This window comes from Lysobacter enzymogenes (assembly GCF_900106525.1).
GTDB classification, from domain to species: Bacteria; Pseudomonadota; Gammaproteobacteria; order Xanthomonadales; family Xanthomonadaceae; genus Lysobacter; species Lysobacter enzymogenes.
On the sequence record NZ_FNOG01000001.1, the window covers coordinates 685,763 to 709,867 of the forward strand.

General features: G+C 69.9%; 17 protein-coding genes and 1 riboswitch. Of the genes, 14 read left to right on the forward strand and 3 right to left on the reverse strand.

The window, feature by feature from the left end; all coding sequences use genetic code 11:
- Positions 1–59: 59 nt before the first annotated feature.
- The gene (locus BLU84_RS03000; protein ID WP_074862726.1) at positions 60–1,697 is read left to right on the forward strand and encodes an NAD+ synthase; all 1,638 of its coding nucleotides are present in this window, start codon (positions 60–62) and stop codon (positions 1,695–1,697) included.
- A gap of 413 nt (positions 1,698–2,110) precedes the next feature.
- Here BLU84_RS03000 and BLU84_RS03005 read toward each other — a convergent pair whose 3' ends face one another.
- Positions 2,111–3,028 carry an outer membrane protein assembly factor BamD gene (locus BLU84_RS03005; RefSeq protein WP_074862730.1) on the reverse strand — a complete coding sequence of 306 codons (918 nt, stop codon included), beginning with the start codon at positions 3,026–3,028 and terminating at the stop codon, positions 2,111–2,113.
- 105 nt (positions 3,029–3,133) lie between these two features.
- Here BLU84_RS03005 and rluD point away from each other — a divergent pair, with 105 nt between their 5' ends.
- The 7 genes from rluD (at position 3,134) to clpB (ending at position 12,046) form a co-directional block, all read left to right on the forward strand.
- Positions 3,134–4,108, forward strand: a complete 975-nt coding sequence (gene rluD, locus BLU84_RS03010) for a 23S rRNA pseudouridine(1911/1915/1917) synthase RluD (protein ID WP_074862733.1) — start codon at positions 3,134–3,136, stop codon at positions 4,106–4,108.
- Entirely contained in the window at positions 4,105–4,878 is a 774-nt protein-coding gene (pgeF, locus tag BLU84_RS03015; protein ID WP_074862736.1) for a peptidoglycan editing factor PgeF, read from the forward strand. The genes rluD and pgeF overlap by 4 nt, the downstream gene beginning before the upstream one ends.
- A 62-nt stretch (positions 4,879–4,940) precedes the next feature.
- Complete coding sequence (locus BLU84_RS27020) at positions 4,941–5,708, forward strand: PA3715 family protein (protein ID WP_074862737.1); 768 nt, start codon at positions 4,941–4,943, stop codon at positions 5,706–5,708.
- Complete coding sequence (locus BLU84_RS27025; RefSeq protein WP_074862740.1) at positions 5,708–6,427, forward strand: DUF4166 domain-containing protein; 720 nt, start codon at positions 5,708–5,710, stop codon at positions 6,425–6,427. Before BLU84_RS27020 ends, BLU84_RS27025 begins: the two co-directional genes overlap by 1 nt.
- A 619-nt stretch (positions 6,428–7,046) precedes the next feature.
- Complete coding sequence (locus BLU84_RS03030; protein WP_074862742.1) at positions 7,047–8,633, forward strand: SulP family inorganic anion transporter; 1,587 nt, start codon at positions 7,047–7,049, stop codon at positions 8,631–8,633.
- Positions 8,634–8,685: 52 nt separating this feature from the next.
- Entirely contained in the window at positions 8,686–9,216 is a 531-nt protein-coding gene (gene gloA / locus BLU84_RS03035) for a lactoylglutathione lyase (protein WP_074862745.1), read from the forward strand.
- Positions 9,217–9,460: 244 nt separating this feature from the next.
- The gene (clpB, locus tag BLU84_RS03040) at positions 9,461–12,046 is read left to right on the forward strand and encodes an ATP-dependent chaperone ClpB (RefSeq protein WP_074862747.1); all 2,586 of its coding nucleotides are present in this window, start codon (positions 9,461–9,463) and stop codon (positions 12,044–12,046) included.
- Positions 12,047–12,250: 204 nt separating this feature from the next.
- Here clpB and BLU84_RS03045 read toward each other — a convergent pair whose 3' ends face one another.
- Both BLU84_RS03045 and BLU84_RS03050 read right to left on the reverse strand, forming a co-directional pair.
- Positions 12,251–14,308 carry an amidohydrolase family protein gene (locus tag BLU84_RS03045; protein WP_074862750.1) on the reverse strand — a complete coding sequence of 686 codons (2,058 nt, stop codon included), beginning with the start codon at positions 14,306–14,308 and terminating at the stop codon, positions 12,251–12,253.
- A gap of 387 nt (positions 14,309–14,695) precedes the next feature.
- Complete coding sequence (locus tag BLU84_RS03050) at positions 14,696–17,077, reverse strand: TonB-dependent receptor plug domain-containing protein (protein ID WP_074862753.1); 2,382 nt, start codon at positions 17,075–17,077, stop codon at positions 14,696–14,698.
- 506 nt (positions 17,078–17,583) lie between these two features.
- A riboswitch (cobalamin riboswitch) is annotated at positions 17,584–17,849 on the forward strand.
- Positions 17,850–17,966: 117 nt separating this feature from the next.
- Here BLU84_RS03050 and btuB point away from each other — a divergent pair.
- From btuB to cbiB, 6 genes are read left to right on the forward strand one after another with little or no spacing between them, the layout of a single operon-like run.
- Positions 17,967–19,880, forward strand: coding sequence for a TonB-dependent vitamin B12 receptor (btuB, locus tag BLU84_RS03055; RefSeq protein WP_074862756.1), 1,914 nt, complete (start codon positions 17,967–17,969; stop codon positions 19,878–19,880).
- Between the two features lie 59 nt (positions 19,881–19,939).
- Positions 19,940–20,581: a hypothetical protein gene (locus BLU84_RS03060; RefSeq protein ID WP_233431048.1), complete on the forward strand. Its 642-nt coding sequence runs from the start codon at positions 19,940–19,942 to the stop codon at positions 20,579–20,581.
- A 22-nt stretch (positions 20,582–20,603) separates the two neighbouring features.
- Positions 20,604–21,203, forward strand: a complete 600-nt coding sequence (locus tag BLU84_RS03065; protein ID WP_074863308.1) for a hypothetical protein — start codon at positions 20,604–20,606, stop codon at positions 21,201–21,203.
- Positions 21,200–21,832: a cob(I)yrinic acid a,c-diamide adenosyltransferase gene (gene cobO, locus BLU84_RS03070; protein ID WP_074862759.1), complete on the forward strand. Its 633-nt coding sequence runs from the start codon at positions 21,200–21,202 to the stop codon at positions 21,830–21,832. The genes BLU84_RS03065 and cobO overlap by 4 nt, the downstream gene beginning before the upstream one ends.
- Positions 21,829–23,136 carry a cobyrinic acid a,c-diamide synthase CobB gene (locus tag BLU84_RS03075; RefSeq protein WP_074862762.1) on the forward strand — a complete coding sequence of 436 codons (1,308 nt, stop codon included), beginning with the start codon at positions 21,829–21,831 and terminating at the stop codon, positions 23,134–23,136. Before cobO ends, BLU84_RS03075 begins: the two co-directional genes overlap by 4 nt.
- Positions 23,133–24,071, forward strand: coding sequence for an adenosylcobinamide-phosphate synthase CbiB (gene cbiB, locus BLU84_RS03080; protein ID WP_074862765.1), 939 nt, complete (start codon positions 23,133–23,135; stop codon positions 24,069–24,071). The genes BLU84_RS03075 and cbiB overlap by 4 nt, the downstream gene beginning before the upstream one ends.
- The last annotated feature ends 34 nt before the right edge of the window (positions 24,072–24,105 follow it).

The window sequence follows — 24,105 nt, forward strand, 5'->3', positions numbered from 1 at the left end:
GCGGGCCCCGAGGCCCGCGCCGGCCGTCCATTGCCGCTTAGCGAACACCGAGTACCCGCATGTCCGCACCCCTGCGCATCGCCCTGGCCCAGTTCGATTTCCCCGTCGGCGCGGTCGACGGCAACGCCGAGCGCATCGCTGCGCTGATCGCGCAGGCGCGCGACGAGCACGGCGCCGACGTGGTGCTGTTTCCGGAGCTGGCGATCAGCGGCTACCCGCCGGAAGACCTGCTGCTGCGCCCGAGTTTCCTGGCCGATTGCGAGGCCGCGCTGGCGCGCGTCGCCGCAGCCGCGCACGGCATCGTCGCCGTGGTCGGCTGGCCGCAGGCGGCCGGGGCGGTGGTGTACAACGCCGCCAGCGTGCTGCGCGGCGGCCGGGTCGAGGCGACGTATCGCAAGCGCGAGCTGCCCAACTACGCGGTGTTCGACGAGCGCCGCTACTTCGATGTCGATCCCGACGGCGAAGCGCTGGTGTTCGAGGTCAAGGGCGTCCAGGTCGGCGTGGTGATCTGCGAAGACCTGTGGTTCGCCGAGCCGCTGGCGGCGACCGCGCGCGCCGGCGCCAGCCTGGTGCTGGTGCCCAACGCCTCGCCGTTCGAGCGCGACAAGCACGCCCAGCGCGACGCGCTGATGGACCAGCGCGCGCGAGAGACCGGCGTGGCCCTGGCCTATCTCAACGTGGTCGGTGGCCAGGACTCGCTGGTGTTCGACGGCGCCTCGGTGCTGGCCGACGGCGACGGCCGCGTGCACGCGGCCGCGGCGGCGTTCGAGGACCATTGGCTGGTCGCCGATTACGACGACGCGACCCGCCGCTTCGTGCCGGTGTCGTGGCCAGTGGAGAACGACGAAGGCCGCGACGCGCTGGCCTGGCGCGCGGTGGTGCGCGGCACCCGCGACTACTGCCGCAAGAACGGCTTCGACCAGGTCTGGCTGGGGCTGTCGGGCGGCATCGATTCGTCGCTGGTGATGGCCATCGCGGTCGATGCGCTGGGGCCGGAGAACGTCGTCGCGGTGCGCATGCCCTCGCGCTACACCGCCGACCTGTCCAACGACCTGGCCGCCGAGCAATGCGCCAGCCAGGGCGTGCGCCTGTTGGCGCTGCCGATCGAAAAGCCGTTCCAGGGCTTCCTCGACACCCTGGCCGACGCCTTCGACGGCAAGCCGGTGGACGTGACCGAAGAAAACCTGCAGTCGCGCACCCGCGGCGCGCTGATGATGGCGATGAGCAACAAGTTCGGCGGCCTGCTGCTGACCACCGGCAACAAGAGCGAGTACGCGGTCGGCTACGCCACCATCTACGGCGACATGTGCGGCGGCTATGCGCCGATCAAGGACCTGTACAAGACCGAGGTGTTCGCGCTGGCGCGCTGGCGCAACGCCATCGCCGGCTCGCCGGTGATTCCGTGGGCGGTGATCGACCGGCCGCCGTCGGCGGAACTGCGCGAGAACCAGAAGGACCAGGATTCGCTGCCGCCGTACGACGTGCTCGACGCGATCCTGCTGCGTTACGTCGATCAGGAGCAGTCGCGCGAGGAGATCGTCGCGGCCGGTTTCGAGGCCGCGACCGTCGACCGGGTGCTGCGGCTGGTGCGGATCAGCGAATGGAAGCGGCATCAGGCCGCGCCGGGGCCGAAGGTCTCGCGGCGTGCGTTCGGGCGCGAGCGGCGTTATCCGATCACCAACCGCTATTCCGGCTGAGGCTTCTGCCGGGTCGCTCCCTGTAGGAGCGGCGCGAGCCGCGACCGCGGTATCGCGATTGCGACGCGGCCTGGATCGTGCGGCGTCGTGGCCGATGCCGGGCTTCGGATAGTTGGGTGGTATCGATCGCTTCGGTTGATCGCGGCTCGCATCTGTCTTGCAGGGGCCGGTCGCGGTTGTTCGGCGAACCGACATCGCCGTCTTTCCCGCGAAGGCGGGAATCCAGGGCTTCTCGTGCGAGATCGCTTGGGGTCTGGATTGTTGCTTGGCTCGCTGCAAGCGGCGTCGTAGTCGCGGTGTCGCGGTCGCGGCTTGCGCCGCTCCTACAGGGGCTTCGGTTGCATCATCGTCCCTGATGAAACGAAAAACGCCGCCCTGGGGCGGCGTTTTTCTTGCGGCGGGGAGGGTGAGGCTTACTGGCCCTTGCCGGCCTGCTCGGCGCGCTTGGCTTCGAGCTTGTCGCGGTTGTCCACCGCCGACTTCTCGCCCGCGAACGGGTTGAGCTTGCGCAGGTTGCTCGGGTAATCCGGCCACTTGCCGGTCAGCGCCGGGTGGTTGGGATCGTTCTGCTGCAGCACGCGCTTGGCGTCGCCGGCCAGGCCCTGGTTGTCCAGGCCCTCGTAGGACTTCAGCAGCACCGCCACCGCGTCGTACTGGTAGCGGCTCTGCGGGTAGGTCTCGAGCAGGAACTTGGCGCGGTCGGCCGCGGCCACGTAGGCGGTGCGGCGCAGGTAATACAGCGAGACGTCGAGCTCGTGGCGGGCGAAGGTGTCGCGCAGCACGATCATGCGCTTGCGCGCGTCTTCGGCGTAGCGGCTGTTCGGGTAGCGCTCGACCACGATCTGGAAGTCGTTGTAGGCCTGCATCGGCGTGGCCAGGTCGCGGCGGCTCACGTCCAGGCGCCAGACCTTCTGCAGGAACACCGTGTCGCGGCTGGAATTGACCAGGCCGCGCAGGTAGTACAGATAGGCGATGTTGCGGTGGGTCGGGTAGGTGCGGATGAAGCGGTCGATGCTGCTGATCGCGTCGTCGTGCTTGCCCGACTTGTACTGGGCGTAGGCGGTTTCGATCAGCGCCTGCTCGGTGTACGGGCCGTACGGGTACTGGGCGACCAGGCGGCGGAAGCTGACCTCGGCCGAGGCCCAGTTGCCGTTGGTCATCGACTTGTGGGCCTTCTCGTAGATCGCCTCGACCGGCTGGCCTTCGTCGCTGTCCTTGTTCTTCTTGAACATCTTGCCGACCCGCGAGCAGCCGGTACCGGCCACGGCAACGATCAGCAGCAGGGAAACAAGGCGCAGGACGGCGCGGGACGGGGTGGAACGTACGGTCATGGCAGGCATCGACAGGCGCCGGAGGCACGAAGAGCCGATAATAGCAGTCCGCGGGTCCGAGCCCTTAACCGGACCCGTCTTCCCTCACGAGCCCCCGACGCCGCAATGACCGACTCCCGCCAGACCCTCACCGCGACCGTGCCCGACGCCGCCGCCGGCCGCCGCTTCGACGCGGTCCTGGCCGAACTGTTCCCCGATTACTCGCGCTCGCGCCTGGCCGCCTGGATCAAGACCGGCGACGCCCGCCTGAACGGCCGCGAGGTGCGCCCGCGCGACCCGGTCCAGGGCGGCGAGACGGTCGAATTGAACGTGGTCCTGGACACCCAGACCCACGCCATAGCCGAGGACATCGCCCTGGACGTGCTGTACGAGGACGCCGAGGTGATCGTGCTCGACAAGCCGGCCGGGCTGGTCGTCCACCCCGGCGCCGGCAACCCCGCCGGCACCCTGGTCAACGCCCTGCTGCACCGCGACCCGTCGCTGGCCGCGCTGCCGCGCGCCGGCATCGTCCACCGCCTGGACAAGGACACTTCCGGGGTCATGGTGGTGGCGCGGACCCTGCCGGCGCACACCTCGCTGGTCGATCAGCTGTCCGCGCGCGAAGTCCACCGCCAATACCTGGCCGTGGTGGTCGGCGCGCTGGTCTCCGGCGGCACCGCCAACGCCGCGATCGACCGCCACCCGCGCGACCGCCTGCGCATGGCCGTGCGCGAGGACGGCCGCGACGCGGTCACCCATTACCGCCTGCGCGAGCGCTTCCGCGCCCACACCTTGTTGGAGTGCCGCCTGGAAACCGGCCGCACCCACCAGATCCGCGTGCACATGCAGCACTTCAAGCATCCCATCGTCGGCGATCCGCTCTACGGCGGCCCGCTCAAGCTGCCCAAGGGCGCCAGCGATTCGCTGGTGGAAGCCCTGCGCGGCTTCAAGCGCCAGGCGCTGCACGCCGAGACCCTGGAATTCGTCCACCCGGTCAGCGGCGAGCCGGTGCGCTGCACCGCGCCGGTGCCGGCCGACATGCTGCAGCTGATCGCCGAGCTGCGCGCCGATTCGCGCGCCGCGGCCGAGGCCGGGCGGTGAGCGCCGACGCGGCGAGACCTTGGATCGAAGCCGACTGGTCGGGGCCGCCGGGCGTGCGCGGCTTCACCAGCGTACGCCGCGGCCTGGGCGTGTCGCAGGCGCCGTTCGATGCGCTCAACCTGGGCACGCTCTACGGCGAGCAGCGCGACGAGCCGGCCGCGGTGCTGCGCAATCGCGAACTGCTGGCGCAGGCGGCCGGGTTGCCGTCGGCGCCGCGCTGGCTGCATCAGGTGCACGGCGCCGGCGTGGTCCGATTCGACGACGCGGGCGACGGCGGCGAACCCGAAGCCGACGCCGCGGTGACCGCCACGCCGGGCACGGTGCTGGCGATCCTCACTGCCGACTGCCTGCCGGTGCTGCTGGCGGCCGACGACGGCAGCGAAGTCGGCGCCGCCCACGCCGGCTGGCGCGGGCTCGCCGATGGCGTGCTGGAAGCCACAGTCGCGGCGATGCGCAGCGAACCCGCGCGCCTGCGCGCCTGGCTGGGCCCGGCCGCGGGGCCGCAGCGCTACGAAATCGGCGCCGACGTGCGCGACGCCTTCCTCGCCGTCGATGCCGCGACCGAAGCCGCGTTCGTCGCGACCCGGCCAGGGCATTGGCTGGTCGATCTGTACGCGCTGGCGCGGCAGCGGCTGGCGCGCGCCGGAGTGCGCGCCGATCATATTCACGGCGGCGGGCTGTGCACGATATCGGAGCCCGACCGTTTCTATTCCCACCGCCGCGACCGCCGCACCGGACGCATGGCGACTCTGATCTGGATGCAACGATGACGCACGCGGTCCCACGGACGGCTCTATTCCTTTCGCTCTGCCTCGCCGCGGCCTGCGGCGCGGTGTCCTTCGACGCGCGCGCCGGCGACGGTTGCGACGAGCGTTCCTATGAGCTGCTGCTGGCGGCCTATCCGGGCGCGGACAGCGAGACCGGCGACGACGGCGAATTCCTGCGCACCCCCGGATCGCCCAAGCGCTGGATCAAGCTCGACGACGTGGCCTGCAAGGTCTGGCCGGCCTCGCCCGGCAAGACCTTGCTGGCGGTGCGCCTGCGCCACGACGCGGCCAGCGGCGACGTCGATGTCGCCGACCTGGAAGTGCTGGTCGCCGACTCGGCCAAGCCGCGCATCCTGCAGCGTTACCGCGAGAACGACGCGCTGACCTCCGATGCGATGCGGATCTCCTCGGTAACCCTGGACACCGCGCGTTATCGCCTCAACGAGGCCACCACCGCTTTCGGTGTGCGCGTGACCTACAGCGGCTCTTCGCGGGTCAATCCCTACGAAAGCACGGTGCTGAACCTCTACGCCGCCGACGGCGAGAACAAGTTGCGGCCGGTGCTGAGCAACCTGCAAGTGTCGCTCGACCGCGGCGAGTGGGACGGCAATTGCGCGGGCGAGTTCGAGACCGTGCAGCGCACCGTCGCCATCGACGCCAAGCGCGACCACGGCTACGCCGGCCTGACGGTCAACTCGGTCGCGCAGGACAACCGCAACGTCGCCAAGCGCGAGGATTGCGCCGAGGTCCAAGGGGCCAAGCGCAAGACCAGCCAGCGCCTGCCATTCGACGGCCGCCGCTATGCGGTGCCTGCCGAGCTGCGTGGTTTGTAGTGGGCGCGGGCGCAGTCAAAGGTTCGCGCGACACAGAGCGCCTGGGCGCGCGCGAAGGCCTGTATCCGCGCGTGCTCGGCGTGCGCTTCGTGCTGTTGCCGCGAACCTTGCGGCTGCTGCATGGGCGCAGCGGGCGCTGCGTCTATCGCGGCGAAGCCGAGGTCGAACGCGGCCACGGCCTGCTGTCGCGGGTCTTCGCCCGCATCGTGCGGCTGCCCAAGGCGTATGCCGGGCCGGTCGACGTCGAGATCCAGGCCGGCCCGAGCGGCGAGACCTGGATCCGCCGATTCGGTAAGTCGACGATGCGCTCGCGCCTGGCCGGGCGCGACGGACTGGTGCTGGAACGGCTGGGCCCGATGCGCTTCGCGTTCGCGCTCGAACCCATCGGCGAGGCGCCCGAAGCGGCGCTGGCGCGCACGGTGTCGGCGCACACGGGCGACTCGATCACGGTCTCCTCCGCGGCGGTGCCGGCGGCGGCGATGGGCGCCCCGCGCAGCTACGGCGCCGAGCACGGCGAAGGCGACGGCCGCGACCCAGGATTGAGCTGGCGGCTGATGCGGGTGCGCGCGTTCGGCCTGCCGCTGCCGCGCGGCTGGTTCGCCGGCGTGCGTGCGCGCGAGTTCGAGCGCGAAGGGCGGTATCACTTCGAGGTCGACGCGCAGTTGCCGGTGGTGGGGTTGCTGGCGCGGTATCGCGGGTGGTTGGAGGTGGTGGAGTAGGTTGCCGTGGGGTTGCGGTGCTTGCGTTCGCGGTCGTTCGCGGCGTTGTCGTTTCAGTTGCTTGTGGAAAATGGGCTGCCTCCTGTAGGAGCGGCGCGAGCCGCGACCGCGACATCGCGCTTACGACGCAAGCCAGGTTTCGCGGTCGCGGCTCGCGCCGCTCCTACAGGGGTGCTTCGCGGCTGTTCGGCGAAAGCCGGGAGTCTGTTGGTCTATCCGAACGGTAGCCACGCCGTAGTGGGAGCGGGATCGAACCGGATTCCGGCTTTCGCGGGAATGGCGCGGGCAAAGCGCTGGGAGGGGGCGGGCTTCGGGTGGGGGCGGCGGGGCTTCGTCGCTTCGGTTGGCATGACCCAATAACCCATCCTTCGCCCTGGAATCGCCCCAAGCCGGCCGATTGGCGGCACACTCGCGACTGCGAACGGATCGCAGGCCCGCCCGGCATGGAAGCGTCCCTTTCCGCGTTACGAGTACCGTCCATGAGCTACGTTCCCGCTGGCTGGCCAGCATCGTGTTTCGGGTCCGCGCCGGCTTCCGCGCGGGATGCGCTTGGATGGACGCGGCTCGCGTCGGGCGAGAGGTACGGGGGACGCGGACGGTGAACGTCGATTCCAAGCGAATGCAGCGCTCGTGGTTCGTCCCCGGCGACTTCAACGGTTTCTTCGGCCTGGTCGTCGATAACCTGTCGATCCTCGGCTTCATCGCCGCCGCGCTGATTGGCATCTTCGGCTTCCCGGCCGAGGTCATCTACACCCGCATGTTTCCCGGCACCGCGTTCGGCGTGTTGGTCGGCAACCTCATCTATACCTGGATGGCGCGGCGGCTGGCCGCGCGCAGCGGACGCATCGATGTCACCGCGATGCCGCTGGGCCTGGACGCACCGACCAGCATCGGCATGGCGCTGCTGGTGCTCGGCCCGGCCTTCGTCGGCTTCAAGCAGGCCGGCCTGGACGAGGCCGCCGCGGCCGACGCCACCTGGAAGCTCGGCATGGCCTCGCTGGTGGTGATGGGCGCGCTGAAGTTCGTGCTGTCTTTCGCCGGCGACGCGGTCACCCGGCTGATCCCGCGCGCCGGCCTGCTCGGCTCCATCGCCGGCACCGCGCTGGTGCTGATGGGCTTCTTGCCGCTGATCGAGACGCTGCGCTCGCCGCTGGTCGGGTTCATGACGCTCGGCTTGCTGCTGTACGTGCTGGTGGCGAAGGGCAAGCTGCCGGTGAAATTGCCGGGGGTGTTCGTCGCGTTCGTGTTCGGCACGGTGTTGTTCTACGGCTTCGGTGCGCTGGGGTTGGGAGCGCCGGGCTTCGTTTGGCCGACCCCGCAACCGCTGCAACTCGTACTGCCGCTGCCCACGCTCGGCTTCATCGAAGGCCTGCCGCACACCGTGCCGTTCCTGCCGCTGCTGCTGCCGTTCGGCCTGCTGATGATCGTCGGCGGCATCAACGTCAGCGAGAGCGCGCGCGCCGCGGGCGACGATTACCGCACCCGCGACATCCTGCTGGCGGAGGCGTTCTCGACCTTGGTCGCCGGCTTCGTCGGCGGCGTCGCCCAGACCACGCCCTACATCGGCCAGCCCGCCTACAAGCACATGGGCGCGCGCAGCGGCTACACCTTGTTGACCGGCTTGTTCATCGGCCTGGGCGGCATGCTCGGCATCGTCTCGGGGCTGGTGCAGTGGCTGCCGTTGGCGGTGCTGGCGCCGATCATCGTCTACGTGGCGCTCGACATCACCACCCAGGCGTTCCAGGCCACGCCGAGCAAGCACGCCACCGCGATGGTGTTCGGCTTCCTGCCGCCGATCGCGTACATGCTGTCGATCAAGACCGGCAACCCGGCCTGGATCGACCCGGCCCGCCACGCCGAACTGGCCAGCGCGCTCGACGGCCACGGCCTGCCGGAACTGGCGGTGATCGTGACCCTGGGCAACGGCTTCATCATGACCTCGATGATCTGGACCTCGGCGGTGGCGGCGATGGTCGACGGCCGCCTGCGCCGCGCCGCGGCGTTCCTGCTCGGCGGCGCCGCGCTGGCGCTGTTCGGGATCATCCATTCGGTCGACCCGCGCGGCGGCGTGTACCTGCCGTGGGCGCTGGAGGGCTTGCAGAAGGTCATCGCCTGGCAGTTCATCGGCGCCTATGTCGGGCTGGCGGCCTTGCTGATCCTGCTGTCGCTGCAGCGCGATCCGGTCGAACCGCCGGCGCAGGCTTGAGAGCCGGCGCCGCAGGCCCCAGTTCTTCCGTCTCCCCACACCGGCCCGCGCCATGTCCCTGCAGAACGAACTCAACGCCGTGCCCGGCGTGACCGCGAACCCGGAGGCCGCGACCCGCGACTTCGTGTTCAACCACACCATGTTGCGGATCAAGGATCCCCAGGCCTCGCTGGATTTCTACACCCGCGTGCTCGGCTTCACTTTGGTGCGCAAGCGCGACTTCAATGAGGCGCAATTCAGCCTGTACTTCCTGGTGCTGGTGAACGACCCGGCGCAGATTCCGGCCGAAGAGCCGGCGCGCGGGCAGTGGCTGCTGAGCCAGCGCGGCGTGCTCGAACTCACCCACAACCACGGCACCGAGCACGACGCGGACTTCGCCTACCACCACGGCAACAGCGAGCCGCGCGGCTTCGGCCACATCTGCGTATCGGTGCCGGACGTGGAAGCGGCCTGCGCGCGCTTCGAGCAGCTCGGCGTGGCGTTCCAGAAGCGCCTCACCGACGGGCGCATGAAGGACATCGCCTTCATCAAGGACCCGGACGGCTACTGGGTCGAAATCCTGCAGCCGACCTCGCGGGTCTGATACCCGGTTCCGGCGCCGTCCGCGGCCGCCGGGACTTCGCGCAACCGATCCCCCGAGCCGCGCCCGCGGCCGGGGGATTCGTTTTTTCCGGGCCCCGAATCGCCCGTCCCCGGTCGTCCCATTGGCTGAATTCCGCGTCTCCAGCCATCTTGAAACACCCGCCAAAGCCCGCATTAACAGGTCATTCGCGGCCCGCTTGGCAGACTCGCGCGGCAGCCGCCACCTACCTTTCGGAGAACCCTCCATGCGGATGGACAAGCTGACCTCGCGCTTCCAGCAGGCTTTGCAGGACGCGCAATCGCTGGCGGTCGGGCGCGACCACAGCGTGATCGAACCGGCGCACCTGCTGACCGCCTTGCTCGACCAGAGCGGCGGCAGTACGCGCCCCTTGCTGGCCCAGTCCGGCGTCAACGTGCCGCTGCTGCGCGAACGCCTGGGCGAGGCGCTGGAGAAGCTGCCCAAGGTCAGCGGCCAGGCCGGCAACGTCTCGCTCGGCAACGACCTGGTGCGGCTGCTCAACGTCACCGACAAGCTGGCGCAGCAGCGCAACGATGCCTTCATCGCCAGCGAACTGTTCCTGCTCGCCGCGCTCGACGACGGCGGCGACGCCGGCCGCGCGCTCAAGGCCGCGGGCGCGACCAAGGCCAAGTTGGATGCGGCCATCGAAAAACTGCGCGGAGGCGAGAGCGTGCAATCGGAAAACGCCGAAGAACAGCGCCAGGCGCTGGAAAAGTACTGCATCGACCTGACCGCGCGCGCCGAGAACGGCAAGCTCGATCCGGTGGTCGGCCGCGATGAAGAAATCCGCCGCACCATCCAGGTGCTGCAGCGCCGGACCAAGAACAACCCGGTGCTGATCGGCGAACCCGGCGTGGGCAAGACCGCGATCGTCGAAGGCCTGGCCCAGCGCATCATCAACAACGAAGTCCCCGAGGGCCTGCGCGGCAAGCGCGTGCTCTCGCTGGACATGGGCGCGCTGATCGCCGGCGCCAAGTTCCGCGGCGAATTCGAAGAGCGGCTCAAAGCGGTGCTCAACGACCTGTCCAAGAACGAAGGCCAGGTGATCTTGTTCATCGACGAACTGCACACCATGGTCGGCGCCGGCAAGGCCGAAGGCGCGATGGACGCGGGCAACATGCTCAAGCCGGCGCTGGCGCGCGGCGAGCTGCACTGCATCGGCGCGACCACGCTGGACGAATACCGCAAGTACGTGGAGAAGGACGCCGCGCTGGAGCGCCGCTTCCAGAAGGTGTTCGTCGGCGAGCCGACGGTGGAGGACACCATCGCGATCCTGCGCGGGCTCAAGGAGCGCTACGCCGTGCACCACGGCGTGGAGATCACCGACCCGGCGATCGTCGCCGCGGCGACTCTGTCGCACCGCTACATCGCCGACCGCCAGTTGCCCGACAAGGCCATCGACCTGATGGACGAGGCGGCCTCGCGCATCCGCATGGAGATCGACTCCAAGCCGGAAGAGCTCGATCGCAAGGAACGCCGGCTGATCCAGCTCAAGATCCAGCGCGAGGCGCTGAAGAAGGAGAAGGACGCCGAATCCAAGCAGCGCCTGGCCGATCTGGAAGCCGAGATCGCCACGCTCGAACGCGAGTTCAACGACCTGGAAGAAGTGTGGAAGGCCGAGAAGGCCACCTTGCAGGGCGCGACCAAGATCAAGGAGCAGATCGAGCAGGCCAAGCTCGACCTGGAAGCCGCGCAACGCACCCAGGACTTCGCCCGCATGAGCGAGATCCAGTACGGCCGCATGCCCGAGCTGGAAAAGCAGCTCAAAGCCGCGCAGGAAGCCGAGACCCAGGGCTTCAAGCTGCTGCAGGACAAGGTCACCGCCGAGGAGATCGCCGAAGTCGTCGCGCGCTGGACCGGCATCCCGGTGGCGAAGATGCTCGAAGGCGAGCGCGACAAGCTGCTGAAGATGGAGCAGGCGCTGCACGCGCGCGTGGTCGGCCAGGACGAGGCGGTGCGGGTGGTGTCCGACGCGGTGCGGCGTTCGCGCGCCGGCCTGTCCGATCCCAACCGTCCCAGCGGTTCGTTCCTGTTCCTCGGCCCGACCGGCGTGGGCAAGACCGAACTGTGCAAGGCGCTGGCCGAATTCCTGTTCGACTCGTCCGACGCGATGATCCGCATCGACATGAGCGAGTTCATGGAGAAGCACGCGGTCAGCCGCCTGGTCGGCGCGCCTCCGGGCTATGTCGGCTATGAAGAGGGCGGTTATCTCACCGAAGCGGTGCGGCGCCGTCCCTACAGCGTGATCCTGCTCGACGAAGTCGAGAAGGCGCACCCGGACGTGTTCAACATCCTGCTGCAGGTGCTCGACGACGGCCGCCTCACCGACGGCCAGGGCCGCACCGTGGATTTCCGCAACACGGTGATCGTGATGACCTCGAACCTGGGCTCGCAGATGATCCAGGAGCTCAGCAGCGATTCCTCGCCGGAGGCCTACACGCAGATGAAGGCGGCGGTGATGGGCGTGGTCCAGACCCACTTCCGCCCGGAGTTCATCAACCGCCTCGACGACATCGTGGTGTTCCACCCGCTGGAGAAGAGCCAGATCCGCGAGATCGCCAAGATCCAGCTGCACGGCTTGGAGAAGCGCCTGGGCGAGCGCGGCTTGAAGCTGGCGCTGAGCGAGGCGGCGTTGACCTTGATCGGCAACGTCGGCTTCGACCCGGTCTACGGCGCGCGGCCGCTCAAGCGCGCGGTGCAGCAGCAGATCGAGAATCCGCTGGCTACGAGGATCCTCAGCGGGGAATTCGTCAGCGGCGATACGATCCGGGTGGATGCCGCGGGCGGGCATCTGATGTTCGCCAAGGGTTGAGGCGCGGGGTACATCGGAGCGACGAAAACGGCCCGCGATGCGGGCCGTTTTTGCGTTCGGGTTGGTGCTCGGGGCAGGGCGGTCGCGCGGTGGTTCGGGTTGTCGCGGTCGCGGCTTGCGCCGCTCCTAGAGGGAGAAACGTAGCCGCGATGTCCTCCTGTAGGAGCGGCGCAAGCCGCGACCGCGCCACCGCAAACCCCGGCGTCAGCGTCCGCCAGCCGCCGTCACCGCAGCCGCCTGACGCGGCGCGATCCCCAACGCCTGCTCGATCTCGCCCGGATCGAAGCGCTTGCCGCCCTTGAACACCGCCACGACCTTGCGGATGTCGCGCATGTCCTTGAGCGGGTCGCCGTCGATCAACACCAGGTCGGCGTACTTGCCCGGTGCGATCACGCCGCGGTCCTTGTCCACGCCCAGCACCTGCGCCGGCGTCAGCGTCGCCAGCCGCAGCACTTCGGCGTTGGGGATGCCGGCGCGCGCATAGGCTTCCAGTTCGGCGTGCAGCATGTAGCCGGCCATGGCGTCGGTGCCGGGCAGGATCGTCACGCCGGCGTCGTGCAGCGCCTTGAGCAGCTTGAGCATGCTCGGGAACGCCTGCTTGTAGGCTTCTTCCTGGCCGTGCGGCGGCTTCAGCGCGCCCCAGCTGAGGTTGCGTCGCGCCTGCGGCGGAAAGCGTTCGGCCACGCCGCGCAGGCCCGGCGGGGTCTTGTCGGTCGGGTCGCCGCCGAACAGGTCTTCCTCCAGCGCCATGGTCGCGTCGATCACGGTGCGGTGGCGCTTGAGGAAGTCGATGAACTCGCGCACCGGCGGCGCTTCGGGCGGGTACTCGTGCGCGTGCGCGGCGACCGCGGTCAGCCGCTGCATGCTCTGGGTGTCCTTGACCCCGGGGTACATGAAGTTGAGCTCGACGTAGAGCAAGTGCTGCAACTCGTCGGCGCCGTTCTCGATGAACTGCCGCGCCGACATCGACGCCGGCACGTGGCCGCTGTAGCGCAGGCCGCGCGCGTGGGCGCGGTCGGCGAGCACCGGCACCAGCTCGGGTTTCAGCGAGGAATAGCTCTTGATCTGCATGTAGCCGCGGTCGGCGTAGAAGTCGACCGCCTTGATCGCTTCCTCCGGCGTGGACACCAGCATCTTGGTCGGGCCGGCGTAGGGGCCGGGGCCGTCGATGAAGCCGGCCATCAGCACGCGCGGGCCGATTTCGCTGCCGGCGTCGAAGCGTTTGACCCGCTCCAGGAAGGTGTCGAAGTTGTTGGCGATGTCGCGCGTGCTGGTGACGCCGGCGGCGATGTCGAGCGCGCCGTCTTCGGTGCTGCTGTAGTGCTTGTGCACGTCCCACAGGCCGGGCATCAGGAAGCGGCCGCGCGCATCGATCACTTGCGCCCCCTGCGGCGCGCGCACCTGCGCGTCGGGGCCGACCCGGACGATGCGCTCGTTCTCGACCAGTACGCTGCTGCCGGCGGCGACGCTGAGGTCGCGCGGGTCGAACAGGCGCGCGTTGCGGATCAGCAGCGGCCCCTTGGGCGCGTGGGTGAGGCGCTGGGCGAACTCGGCGCCCCAGCGCGCGCCGGCGGCTTCCTGCAGTTCGGTCAGTTTCGCCACCGCTGGCTCGAACTCGCGGTCGACGGTGATGAACCAGCCCGAGGCGGCGATGGTCGCGGCGGTGCTGCCATCTTCGCGCAGCCAGACCATGCGCGGGGTGAAGTCGAGCCCGAGGATGCTGTACAGCCGCAGGTTCACCGTGCCCTGGCGGCCGGCGATCGGATACTCGCCGACGCGTTCGATCCGCGCCTCGCCGGCCGGCAGCAGCGCCAGCTTGCCTTGCGGCGCCTTGAGCAAGGCGCGGGCGAGCGCGCCGGTGGCTTCCGGCGCGGCTTGCGGCGGCAGGAAGAACGCCGGCGCGGCGAGGTCGCGTTCGCCTTGTTCGCTGGGGTTTTTCCAGCGCGCCTTGGCGCCGTCTGTGCGGTAGCTCTCTTCGAACGCAGTGAGCAGGTAGTCGTTGCCGCTGCCGCTGTATTCGCGCAGGGTGCCGTCGTCGTTGGCGCGCCAGCGCGTGGTGCTGCGGTCGCCGCGGCCGCGGTCGGTGTAGTGGAAGTCGACCCGGACCGAGCCGTCGGCGGCGACGGCGACTTTCTGCTCGCCAGCGGGGCGGCCCTGCATCAGAACGGCATAGTCGCGGGTGGCGGGCGCGGCGTGGGCGGCGTGGGCGGCGAGTGCGGCGCATAGGGTGAGGGACAGCGACAGCAGGGCGATCGGGCGCATCGAAGGGCTCCGGGGTGGCGTGCTGGCAGCGGGGCGCGCGGGTGGCGCTGGCGTTGTATAGCCGATTCGGCGGCGGTGGGGATGTGCCGGAAAGGGGAGGCGGTGGCGAGTGTGACGGCCCTCACCCCAACCCCACCCCGGCCCGAACGCAGAGCGTTCGGGCGTTCGGTGCTGCGCGAGCCAATGGCTCGCAAGCGCAGCCCCTCACCCCGCAAGCGGGAGAGGGGCTTCCTGCGGCAGCGTCGCTCGCTGTTCCTTCTCCCGCTTGCGGGAGAAGGTGCCCGAAGAGCCTGCCCCTGCGGAAGCAGGGGCGGATGAGGGCCGCGCAAAAAGCAAAGGCCCGGATCGCTCCGGGCCTTCGCTCGCGCATTCAAACCGCCAGCCGCATCACCACTTGTACCCCACCTTCAAATACGCGAACGCGCCATTGAAGCCGAACGGCGAGGCCGTGTTGTACGGCAGGTAGTTGCGGGTGCCGCGCACCAGCTTGGACTCGTCGGGATACTCGTTGAGCACATTGTCGCCGCCGACGGTGAAGTCCCACTGGTTCAAGCGGTAGGTCGCGGCCAGGTCCAGGGTCCACTTGGCGCTGAAGGTCTGGTCCTGCAGCGGGTCGGTCGCGTGCAGTTCGGTGAACTCGCCATAGCGGGTGGCGGTGGCGTTGAAGCTCCAGTTGCCGGTCTTCCAGTCGCCGCTGAGGAAGAACTTGTCCTTCGGCGCGCCCTTGGTGATGCGGCCGATCTCGGTGCGGCCGATGCGCACCGCGGCCGGGTCGATCGCCGCCAGCCGCGGCGGGTTCGGCGCGATGTTTTCGATTTCGGTCTTGGAGTAGTTGTAACCAAGAGTGAGGTTGAACTTGCCCGCCGCCAGATCCCAGGCCTGAGTCGCGACGATATCCACGCCCTGGGTCTTGGTATCGACCGCATTGGTGAAATAGCGGCCGCCGCCGATGCCCGGATAGCCGTTGGCCTGCAGGTAGTTGCGCACCGCGGTGCTGGTCAGGTTCTCCGACAGCAAGATGCGGTCGTCGACCTTGATGTGGTACGCATCCACCGTGATGTACAAACCGTCGGCCGGCTGCAGCACCAGGCCGAGGCTGTAGTTGGTCGATTCCTCGGCCTTGAGCGGCTCCGAGCCCAGCGCCACCGCGGCCGGGTTGTCGACGCGGAAGGTGCCGATCTCGTAGGGAATGCCGCTGATGAAGTTGGTGGCGATGGACTGGAAGTACTGCTGCTGCAGCGACGGCGCGCGGAAGCCGGTGGAGGCGGTGGCGCGCAGCGCGACCTTGTCGGTGAAGGCGTAACGCGCCGACAGCTTGCCCGAGGTGGTGTCGCCGAAATCGCTGTAGCTCTCGTAGCGCGCGGCCACGCCGGCGGAGAACTTGTCGGTCAGGTCGCCTTCCACGTCGAGATAGAACGAATAGCTGTGGCGGTCGAACTCGCCGGCGTCGCTGGCGCGAAAGCCGGAAAACACCTGCGCGCCGGGAATGATCTGGCCGTTCGACGCGGGCACGCCGCCGTTGGCGTAGGACAGCGGCTCGCCGGTGCGCTGGCTGAATTCCTCGCCGCGCCATTCCGCGCCCCAGGCGAAGGTGATCGGGTACTTCCAGCCGAAGTCGACCGGGCGGGTGAAGTCGAGGTTGAGCACCTGCTGGGTCACTTCCAGCGCGCCGGCGTAGAACTTGCGCGGCGAGGTCGGGCCCAGGCTGCGGTTGAGGGTGTTCTCGATGTCGAAGGTCAGGCCGTTGTGGCCGTAGTTGTAGCTCAGGTCGATCTGGGTGCCGCCGGCGGTTTCGCTGCGCACGCCGAACACCGCGGCGCGGTCCTTGCTGATGTTGTGGATCTGCGGCAGGAAGCCGTTGGGATAGATCGAAGGGATGTTGCGCGGGTCGGCGGCGAAGCGGAAATAGCCGTTGGACAGCACGTCGCGCTCGCTGTAGCTGCCGAAGGAATAGAAGCTCAGGTAATCGACCGGCTTGAATTCGCCGTTGTAGGAGAACGCGCCCTGGTCGATTTCCGGATCGCCGTAGCGCTGTTCGACCACGCCCTGGAACGGCCTCGCGCGATTGGTCTGGTCCTGATGGCCGCCTTGCGCGGCCAGGCGCAGCCAGCCGCGCTCGCCTTCGAAACCGACATCGCCGGAGAGCTGGTACTGCTCGCCGTCGCCGGCGCTGTACTGGCCGTAGCGCGCGGCGATCGAGCCGCCCTTGCCGGAACCCTTGAGCACGATGTTGACCACGCCGGCGATGGCGTCGGAGCCGTACTGCGCGGAGGCGCCGTCGCGCAGCACTTCCACGCGTTCGATCGACGCGATCGGGATCGCGTTGAGATCGACCGGCGAAGAGCCGCGGCCCTGGCTGCCGTTGAGGTTGATCAACGCGGTGGTGTGGCGGCGCTTGCCGTTGACCAGCACCAGCACCTGGTCGGGCGCCAGGCCGCGCAGCTGGGCGGGGCGCACCGCGTCGGTGCCGTCGGTGATCGCCGGGCGCGGGAAATTCAGCGAAGGCAGGGCGCGGGCCAGGGCGGTGGCCAGCTCGACCGTGCCGCTGGCTTCCAGGGTTTCGGGGGTGATGATGTCGATCGGCGCGGTGGACTCGGCCACGGTGCGGTCGGACACGCGGGTGCCGGTGACGATGACCTGGTCGAGGGTCTTGGCGTCGGCTTGCGGCGCGGGCTGCTGGGCCAGCGCGGCGGGCGCGGCCAGGGCGATCAGCAGACCGAGGGTCAAAGGATGGCGGGCGCGGAGGCGGTGCGTGCGGCTGGCGTGCATGAAGGCTCCTGCAAGGGGGACTGACAGCGATGTCATTCGGGTTTAACACGGTCATAACAACCGGGTCAATGAAGCGGCCAGAAACCGGCTAACGCAAGTAATCAAAAAGTGGTAGGCGCCACGTTTTCGGCGTCGCGATGGCGCCAGGGCGAGGGCGGAGGCCGAACCGGGCGGGCGCGGAGCGAGTGCCCAACGGGGGGCGGCGGCGCGGGCGCGGGCAAAAAAATCCGCCGGACCCGCGACTGCGGGACGGGCCGGCGGCCAGAAATCACGGAGATGGATGTTTCATCGGGCGGTCCGCGCGCAGGCGCGAACAGGCTTCAGCATCGCCGGTCGCACCGGAGTGTGGGTATAGGACTCGTCCGAAATCGACGCTGGCCAAGCTGCGGCCTTGGCGGCCGCTGCGCTGTCGCGGCGCGGTTTTCGCGCCGTCCGCGGGCGCATCGCCACGGGTCACTGCGCCGCCGTCCGCACGCCGCGCTGGCGTTGTTGCGGCCGCGCGCTGTTAAGATGCCCGCGCTCAAGGTGATCGCCGGCACAGTCCGGCGATTGAAACGGGAATCCGGTCGCGCCGCTGGCCAGTTCGTTCAGAACGGTCCGCGCGCTCAAGCCGGAGCTGCCCCCGCAACGGTAAGCGAGTCGACGCACCGCAACCGCCACTGTGCTCAGGCCTACGGCCGGCATGGGAAGGCGCGGTACGGGAACCCGGACAAGGACGCTCGATCAGGTTCCGCTCGCAAGCCCGGAGACCGGCCCGGAGCGCGAACCGACCGGCGGTGGGCCTGGTTGCGGACGATCGCGCCTGCGCGCATTCCTCCGTGCCGTTTCTGCGCCGGTCCCGACCCTTGTCGGCCGCGCGGGTGAGGCGCGGCCTGGAGACCTGCACGCAATGCCGCCCTTCGCTTCGTCCCCGCTTTTCCCGCGCCCGCTTTCCCGCCAGCCGCTGCGCGCGCTCGCGCCGGCCCTGTCGCTGGCCTTGTTCGGCGTCGCCGCCGGCGCGCACGCCGCGCCCGCGGTCGATCTCGACCAGGTCGTGGTCACCGCCAGCCGCACCGCGCAAACCCAGGACGCGACCCTGGCCGCGGTCACCGTGATCGATCGCGCCGAAATCGAGCGGCTGCAGCCGGCCTCGCTGCCGGACCTGCTGCGCGGCACGCCGGGCGCGTCGCTGGCCAACAACGGCGGGCCGGGCAAGTCGACGTCGCTGTTCCTGCGCGGCACCGAGTCCGACCACGTGCTGGTGCTGGTGGACGGGATCAAGCTCGGCTCGGCCACCAGCGGCGGCGCTTCGCTGCAGGACATTCCGGTCGAGCAGATCGAACGGGTGGAGATCGTGCGCGGCCCGTTCTCCAGCCTGTACGGCTCGGAAGCCATCGGCGGCGTGATCCAGATCTTCACCCGCCGCCCGCAGGGCCCGTTCGCGCCGAGCTTCAGCGTCGGCATCGGCAGCAACGCGACCCATCGCGCTGCCGCTGGCGTCGCCGGTAAGGGCGAGCGCGGCTGGTATTCGATCAACGCCGCGCACGAAGACACCGACGGCATCAACGCCTGCCGCGGCAAGCCCTCGCCGGGCGGCGCCGGCTGCTTCACCAATTCGCCCGACCGCGACGGCTACCGCAACACCTCGCTGACGATGCAGGGCGGCTACCGCTTCAACGAGCAGTGGGACGCTGAAGCGCGCGTGTTCCGCGCCGAGGGCTACAACGAGTACGACGGCAGCCAGAACAACCAGGCCGACATCGTCCAGCAAGTGGCCGGCGCCAAGCTGCGCTACCGCCCCAGCGACCGCCTTGCGCTGAGCCTCAACGCCGGGCGCAGCTGGGACTTGAGCGAGCAATACAAGGACGGCAAGTACTCCAGCACCTTCGACACCCGCCGCCAGCTCGGCTCGCTGCAGGGCGACCTCGGCCTCGGCGGCGGCCTGCTGACTTTGGGCTTCGACTGGCAGCGCGACCAAGTCGACAGCAACACCGCCTACAAGCGCGATTCGCGCGTGCTGCGCGGCGCGTTCGGCCAATACCAGCGCGAGTTCGGCGCGCACGCGCTGCAGGCCAGCGTGCGCCGCGACGACGACAGCCAGTTCGGCGGCAAGACCACCGGCAGCGTGCTGTGGGGCTGGAACCTCAGCGACGCGCTGCGCCTGACCGCGAGCTACGGCACCGCGTTCAAGGCGCCGACCTTCAACGAGCTGTACTACCCCGGCTACGGCAATCCCGACTTGAGCCCGGAGACCTCGCGCAGTTTCGAACTGGGCCTGCGCGGCACCTTCGGCGAAGGCGGGCGCCAGGTGTGGTCGCTCAACGCGTATCAGACCCGGATCGACGATCTGATCGCCTACGACGCGTCCATCGGCCTGCCGGGCAACGTCGACCGCGCCCGCATCCGCGGCCTGGAAGCGGTGCTGGACACGCGCCTGGCCGGCTGGGACCTGCGCACCAGCGCGACCTGGCTGGACCCGCGCAACGACAGCCGCGGCAGCTACCGCGACAACGTGCTGCCGCGGCGCGCGCGGCAGAGCGCGCGCATCGATCTGGACCGCCGCTTCGAAGTCGGCGCCGGCGATGCGCTGTCGTTCGGCGCCAGCGTCTACGCCGCCAACGACCGCTACGACGATCTGGCCAACGCCCGCCGCCTGGGCGGCTACGCGCTGACCGACCTGCGCGTGGGTTACGCGCTGGGCACGGACTGGAGCGTGCAACTGGCGGCCAACAACCTGTTCGACCGGCGCTACGAAACCGCGGCCTTCTACAATCAACCCGGCCGCACCTATCTGCTGAGCCTGCGTTACCGTCCCCAGCGCTGACCCGCGGCCCGGCCGCGCGCGCGGCCGGGCCAACACGAGATAACGACCCAGAGGCGACGATGAAGCCCACGACCCACTCCCAGACACCGTCCTCGCTGCACGCCGAGCTGCGTCCGCTGATCGCGGGCCCCGCGCAACTGGCGATCCTCGCGGCCCTGTCGATCCTGATGGCGGCCACCCGCTTCCACGCCATCGGCGCCGCGCTGCATCTGCCCGATGCGTCGATGGCGGTGTTCTTCCTCGGCGGGCTGTACCTGCAGCGCCATCGTTTGTTCGCCGGGCTGCTGGCTGCGGCGGTGGCGATCGACTACATCGCCATCACCGGGCGCGGCATGGATTTCTTCCAGCACTACTGCGTGACGCCGTCGTATGCGTTCCTGCTGCTGGCCTACGCGGTGCTGTGGTACCTGGGCCGGGCCTGGGCGCCGTCGATGTCGGCGCGGCCGCGGGCGATGCTCGGCGCGCTGGCGGTGGCGCTGGCCGCGGCGGCGGCTTCGTTCCTGATCTCCAACGGCGCGTTCTATTGGTTCGGCGGCCGCTACCTGGATCCGAACTTCGCCGAATACCTCCAGCGCGTGTGGCGCTGGGGGCCGTTGTTCGTCGGCACCACGATGGCCTACATCGGCGCGGCGCTGCTGGCGCACGCGCTGATCGCGCGCTTCGCGCGGCCGCGCGGCGACGCTGCCCAGCGGCACGGTTGAGGAGAGACCGATCATGACCTGGATGCTTCCGCCGAGCGAAGCCGCGCTGCCGCTGCGCTCGCGCAACGCGCAGATCGCCGCCGCGCTGGCCTTGGCCGCGCTGATGGTGTGCACGCGCGGCCAGCACTTCGCCACCGTCGACGCCCTGCCGAGCGCGTCGTGGGCGGTGTTCTTCCTGGCCGGCGCGCTGCTGCGCCCGGCCTGGCTGTTCCCGGCGCTGTTCGTGCTGTCCTCGTTGCTCGACCTGGCCAGCCTGGCGCTGGGACGGGTCACCGACTGGTGCCTGTCGCCGGCCTATTGGGCGCTGGCGCTGGCCTACGGCGCGCTGTGGTGGGGCGGGCGCGTCTACGCGCGCATGCACCGCGACCGCATCGCCACCGTGCCGGTGCTGGTGCTGAGCCTGCTGGCGATCTCGGCGGTGGCTTACCTGATTTCCAAGGGCGGCTTCTACTTCCTGTCCGGGCGTTATCCGGACGCGACCTGGGCCGGCTTCCTCGATCGCATCCCGCGCTATTACCCGCGCACGCTCGGCACCCTGGCCGGTTATGTCGGCGCGGGCTTCGTGGTCTACGCCGTCGCACGCCTGTTCGAATCGCGCCAGCGCGCGGGAGCTGCGGCATGAGCGAGAGCACCGACGGCCGCGCCGGCTTCGCCGCCGCCAGCGACGAGCGCCACCGCGAGCGCATGCAGCGCAAGAAGGAATTGATCGACCGCAAGATCGCCCGCGCCACCATCGAGCGCGGGGTGCTGGTGGTCAACACCGGCAACGGCAAGGGCAAGAGCTCCTCCGGCTTCGGCATGCTCGCGCGCTCGCTCGGCCACGGCTTCAAGTGCGGCGTGGTGCAGTTCATCAAGGGCAGCTTCGCCACCGGCGAGGAAGCGTTCTTCCGCCGCTTCGAAGAACTCGACTACCACGTGATGGGCGAGGGCTTCACCTGGGAAACCCAGGACAAGCAGCGCGACATCGCCGCCGCGCAGGCGGCCTGGGCGGTGGCCGCGCGCATGATGAGCGACGAGGCCTACGACTTCGTCCTGCTCGACGAACTCAACATCGCCCTGGCCCACCGCTACATCGCCGTCGACGAAGTGGTCGCCGCGGTGAGCGCGCGGCCGCCGCGCCAGCATGTGGTGATCACCGGCCGCGGCGCGCCCGATGCGTTGATCGAAGTCGCCGACACGGTCACCGACATGCGCGTGGTCAAGCACGCGTTCAAGGCCGGGATCAAGGCGCAGAAGGGCATCGAGCTGTGAGCGCCGCGGCGCCCGGTCCCGCCCATTGCCCGGCGCTGCTGATCTCCGCGCCGGCCTCCGGGCAGGGCAAGACCAGCGTGACCGCGGCGCTGGCGCGCTGGCATTCGCGCCAGGGAAAGCGGGTGCGGGTGTTCAAGACCGGGCCGGATTTTCTCGACCCGATGGTGCTCGAGCGCGCCAGCGGCGCGCCGGCGCAGCAGCTGGATCTGTGGATGTGCGGCGAGGACGACGTGCGCGCGCGCCTGCACGCGGCCGCGGGCGAGGCCGACCTGATCCTGATCGAAGGCGTGATGGGCCTGTTCGACGGCGCGCCGTCGAGCGCGGACCTGGCCCAGCGCATCGGCGTGCCGGTGCTGGCGGTGATCGACGGCTCGGCGATGGCGCAGACCTTCGGCGCGCTCGCCGTCGGCCTGGCGCGTTATCGCGACGGCTTGCCGATGTACGGCGTCGCCGCGAACCGGATCGGCAGCGCCTACCACGCGCAGTTGCTGCGCGAGAGCCTGCCGGCGTCGCTGCGCTGGCTCGGCGCGCTGCCGCGCGATCCGGCGCTGGCCTTGCCGGAGCGGCATCTGGGGCTGGTCGCGGCGGGGGAGCTGAGCGACCTCGACGCGCGCCTGGACGCACTCGCCGACGCTTGGGCCGCGCACGCCGATGCGCAGCTGCCGCCGGCGGTCGAATTCGCCGCCGCGCCGAAGCCTGCGCCGACCACCGCATTGACGGGTCGCCGCATCGCCGTGGCGCGCGACGCCGCGTTTTGTTTCCTGTATCCGGCCAACCTCGAACTGTTGCGCGAAGCCGGCGCCGAACTGATTTTCTTCTCGCCGATCGCCGGCCAAGCCTTGCCCGACTGCGATGCGGCGTGGCTGCCCGGCGGCTATCCGGAACTGCATCTGGACGCGCTGGCGGCGAACGCGGCGCTGCGCGACGGCCTGCGCGCGCACGTCGCCGCCGGCAAGCCGCTGCTGGCCGAATGCGGCGGCCTGTTGTACTGCCTGGACGAACTGGCCGACCGCGACGGCCGCGCCGCGCCGATGGCCGGGCTGCTGCGCGGCCGCGCCCGCATCGGCGCGCGCCTGGCCGCGCTGGGCCTGCAAGCGGTGGCGCTGCCCGAAGGCGAACTGCGCGGGCACACCTTCCACTACGCCCAGGCCGAGATCGCCGACGAGGTGGCGGCGATGTCGGTCAACCCCAACGGCGGCCCGAGCCGCGAAGCGCTGTATCGCCGCGGCCGCATGAGCGCGAGCTTCGTGCATTTCTATTTCCCCTCCAACCCGGACGCGGCCGTGCGGCTGTTCCTGGCATGAGCGCGCAGGCGCTGGCGTGGACGATGCTCGGCGGCGTGCTGCTCGACGCCGCGCTGGGCGAGCCGCGCCGTGCGCATCCCTTGGTCGGCTTCGGCCGCATGGCGCGCGCGCTGGAAACCGCGCTGCACGCCGATCGCCGAATGCGCGGCATGGCGGCGTGGGTTCTGGCGGTGCTGCCGTTGAGCGCGGCCGCGGGCGCGCTGCACTGGGCGCTGTGGCAGTGGTCGCCTTGGCTGGGCGGCGCGTATGCGGCGGCGATGTTGTACCTGGCCATCGGCCTGCGCAGCCTGCGCGAGCACGCCGCGCCCGTTGCCGACGCCTTGCAGGCCGGCGAACTCGAACGCGCGCGCGCCGCGGTCGGCCGCATCGTCAGCCGCGACACCCAGGCGTTGGACCCGGAGCGCGTCGCCGCGGCGGCGACCGAGTCGGTGCTGGAGAACGGCAGCGACGCGGTGTTCGCCGCGCTGTTCTGGTTCGCGCTGCTGGGCCCGGCCGGCGCGGTGCTGTACCGGCTGAGCAACACCCTGGATGCGATGTGGGGCTACCGCACCGCGCGCTTTGAGCGCTTCGGCTGGGCCGCGGCGCGCATCGACGACGCGCTCAACTGGCTGCCCGCGCGCTTGACCGCGCTGACCTACGCCGCGCTCGGCCACGGCCGGCGCGCGCTGCGCTGCTGGCGCGCGCAGGCGCCTGCCTGGGACAGCCCCAACGCCGGCCCGGTGATGGCCGCCGGCGCCGGCGCGCTGGGCGTACGCCTGGGCGGGGCGGCGCCGTATCACGGCGTGTGGGAAGCGCGGCCGCTGCTCGGCGAAGGCGCTGCGCCGGATGCCGGATCGATCCGCCGCGCGTTGGCGCTGGTCGAGCGCGGCACGGTGTTGTGGCTGATCGTCGTGGCCGCGGTCGCGGCGTTGGAGCGGTGGCATGCGTATGTTTGATTTCTTGCGGACGGCAGCGTCTGCGACCGGAGGC

Bases quoted from the DNA above. Each gene is read 5' to 3' on its own strand.
- BLU84_RS03060 (WP_233431048.1), top strand. From the start codon at position 19,940: ATGAAGCCCACGACCCACTCCCAGACACCGTCCTCGCTGCACGCCGAG.
- BLU84_RS03005 (WP_074862730.1), bottom strand. From the start codon at position 3,028: ATGACCGTACGTTCCACCCCGTCCCGCGCCGTCCTGCGCCTTGTTTCC.
- clpB (WP_074862747.1), top strand. From the start codon at position 9,461: ATGCGGATGGACAAGCTGACCTCGCGCTTCCAGCAGGCTTTGCAGGAC.
- cbiB (WP_074862765.1), top strand. From the start codon at position 23,133: ATGAGCGCGCAGGCGCTGGCGTGGACGATGCTCGGCGGCGTGCTGCTC.
- btuB (WP_074862756.1), top strand. From the start codon at position 17,967: ATGCCGCCCTTCGCTTCGTCCCCGCTTTTCCCGCGCCCGCTTTCCCGC.
- BLU84_RS03050 (WP_074862753.1), bottom strand. From the start codon at position 17,077: ATGCACGCCAGCCGCACGCACCGCCTCCGCGCCCGCCATCCTTTGACC.
- BLU84_RS03000 (WP_074862726.1), top strand. From the start codon at position 60: ATGTCCGCACCCCTGCGCATCGCCCTGGCCCAGTTCGATTTCCCCGTC.
- cobO (WP_074862759.1), top strand. From the start codon at position 21,200: ATGAGCGAGAGCACCGACGGCCGCGCCGGCTTCGCCGCCGCCAGCGAC.
- BLU84_RS03030 (WP_074862742.1), top strand. From the start codon at position 7,047: ATGCAGCGCTCGTGGTTCGTCCCCGGCGACTTCAACGGTTTCTTCGGC.
- BLU84_RS03065 (WP_074863308.1), top strand. From the start codon at position 20,604: ATGCTTCCGCCGAGCGAAGCCGCGCTGCCGCTGCGCTCGCGCAACGCG.
- BLU84_RS03045 (WP_074862750.1), bottom strand. From the start codon at position 14,308: ATGCGCCCGATCGCCCTGCTGTCGCTGTCCCTCACCCTATGCGCCGCA.
- rluD (WP_074862733.1), top strand. From the start codon at position 3,134: ATGACCGACTCCCGCCAGACCCTCACCGCGACCGTGCCCGACGCCGCC.
- gloA (WP_074862745.1), top strand. From the start codon at position 8,686: ATGTCCCTGCAGAACGAACTCAACGCCGTGCCCGGCGTGACCGCGAAC.